Source organism: Bulleidia sp. HCP3S3_C9, assembly GCF_052064035.1.
Taxonomy (GTDB): domain Bacteria; phylum Bacillota_I; class Bacilli_A; order Erysipelotrichales; family Erysipelotrichaceae; genus Bulleidia.
In genome coordinates this window covers 1-2223 of record NZ_JBQHWJ010000102.1, presented here as the reverse complement: position 1 = coordinate 2223, position 2223 = coordinate 1, and the positions used below count along the sequence as shown (strand labels likewise).

3 protein-coding genes are annotated in these 2223 nt (G+C 35.2%); all 3 read right to left on the bottom strand.

Going from position 1 to position 2223, the window contains the following annotated elements; translation table 11 throughout:
• Positions 1–371: 371 nt before the first annotated feature.
• Positions 372–587, bottom strand: coding sequence for a hypothetical protein (locus ACTND6_RS10895; protein ID WP_441024257.1), 216 nt, complete (start codon positions 585–587; stop codon positions 372–374).
• Positions 587–1039 (bottom strand): MarR family winged helix-turn-helix transcriptional regulator, encoded by a 453-nt coding sequence (locus tag ACTND6_RS10890; protein WP_441024255.1) that lies wholly within the window; start codon positions 1037–1039, stop codon positions 587–589. The genes ACTND6_RS10895 and ACTND6_RS10890 overlap by 1 nt, the downstream gene beginning before the upstream one ends.
• 91 nt (positions 1040–1130) lie before the next feature.
• Complete coding sequence (gene bsh, locus ACTND6_RS10885; RefSeq protein WP_441024253.1) at positions 1131–2105, bottom strand: choloylglycine hydrolase; 975 nt, start codon at positions 2103–2105, stop codon at positions 1131–1133.
• Positions 2106–2223: the final 118 nt, after the last annotated feature.

Here is a 2223-nt window from a genome sequence, read left to right as displayed (position 1 = left end):
GGCCAACTACCGAGAACTGTTACAATTCGGAACTCTTTCCTTATCTTCTTCGATAAATGACATTCAAAAAGTTATCTTTTGCTTGACAAAGGTCATTTCATAACAGTTGTTATTAGAAATTGCAGACATGTAAATTTTCCTCCTACAATTTCCTTCGGATTATGTTTAATGTTCCGTTTTTTTGTCTGTTAAGCATTTTCTGCATATTTATGCTTAAATGTGAGTGCTTTGTTCATATCTGAGAAAAATATTTCATTGCAGAAAAAAAGCACTACGCAAGTTAATGCGCAGTGCACTTTAGAGATTCAATTGGCTCAATGCCTTAACTTAATGACATTGGCTTCCATCTCGGTCATTGAATGGCCGAGGATTCACGCTTTTGTTCCTAAACCAGAAACAACAAACGTTGCAAGATTCATAATATTACTGCCAGTAGAAATTCCACTTAATCCAGATGTTGTTCCAAATTGACCAACAATCATTAAGTCAACTGCACCATACATTGCCTGTAATACCAATGCACCAAGAATTGGTATCATAAACTTAATCATCTTCTTTAAAATAGAACCTTGTGTAAAATCGTTCATTAAAATTCCTCTCTCTTCATTGGATCTTCACTAAGATCCTGATAAAACGCATCAATAAATTGCATCATTACATTGATATCTTCTTCTTTATATTTCTCTAAACGTTTTGATAATGCACTATAGTAGGAAGCAATATAGTATTGATAGATTTCTCTGCCTTTATCCGTCAAAACAATATATACAACTCTTTTATCTGTTACACTATCTTCTTTTGTAATCCAGCCCATTGCATCCATTGCACAAAGTGCTCTTGTGATGCTTGGTTTTGTCTGGTGCAATGCACTAGCAACATCAGAACCTCTTACCTTTCCTTTTTGATCCAATTCATAGATCTTATCTAGCATCTTCAAGTAAGAAGGAAGGATATCTTTTGGTAAAGGTGGTCGATTTTGTAATATTTTTTCTGCTTTTTCAAAAGCATCTATTACTTTTCTTGCCTGATACACATCCATATAGTTACCTCTAGTAATTACCTTCGGTAATTATATGCATATAAAAGAAATAGTCAAGAAAAAATGGCCGCATTGAAACGGCCATTTTACATCAATTCTGATATTCAATTTTTGCTTCATCCATAAATGGATAAGATACAATTTCATTCCCATCCAGATTACAACGATGCATATCAATCGCATGTATTGTTGCATCATTATATGTTGTGTAATAGTAGATTCCCTTGTTAGTATTCATGCAGGAAGAATAGATCGTATATTCATAGTCTCCTTCTCTGACTTCACAACATCCCTTCTGCTGTTCAACACTGTGAATGATATGGAAGAACTGAGATACACTTGTTTCTTCTCTCTCTTCCTTTGTACTGTTCGTTCTTGTAAATACACACTTTGCAAATCTAGAAGAACTGCTTAAATCTCCTGGAAGTCCTAGACCACCCATGCCTCTTGAATATGTATTCAGATCAAATTCCTTGGAGAATGTATTTTCTGGCTGCTGAGCGGACAGTGACATATATTGGTTCAACAGGAAGCTCTGAATTTCAAATGGCGGATTGTTTGTTAATACACCGTAAGGATTCTCATGCACATGTAAACCATCTTTCATGGATTCAACTACTAAACATCCATTCTCATCTGCAATCATCCAGTGCAGATAAGCATCCGGCATCTGATCAGAGAACTTTTCATTATCAACATTCAGATTCTTCAATGCCTCTTTTGCTTCCTCAATATTTGCACATGTACAAAGAATATAGTTTACCAGTTCAAACTGTGCAACGTTATCTTTTGCTTCATCCAATGGATGATAGACTGCATTTCCAACAAAGTTCAGTCCAGCCATTGCAAGTCCCTTTTCATTCATTGCGTCAAAATAATTAGGATAGCCAGCTGTCATAATCCCCATGCCAATCAATGCATAATGATGATCCAGATCCTTCATATGTCTAAATGGGATTGGATAGTTTCCAGGAACAACGATGATACTTTGACCATATCCATGTTCATAGTCCAGATTTCTTCCAAAATAGAAATCTTTTGTTTTATAAGTTAAAGCTGTACACATATCTGTACCTCCTGGTATATTGTTGAAGACTCATAAAACAAGTCATTCACAATATACACTTTCCTTTCTATCAATCCTGTTTAACCGTGATTGATAACGGTTCGATGTATCTTGTAGA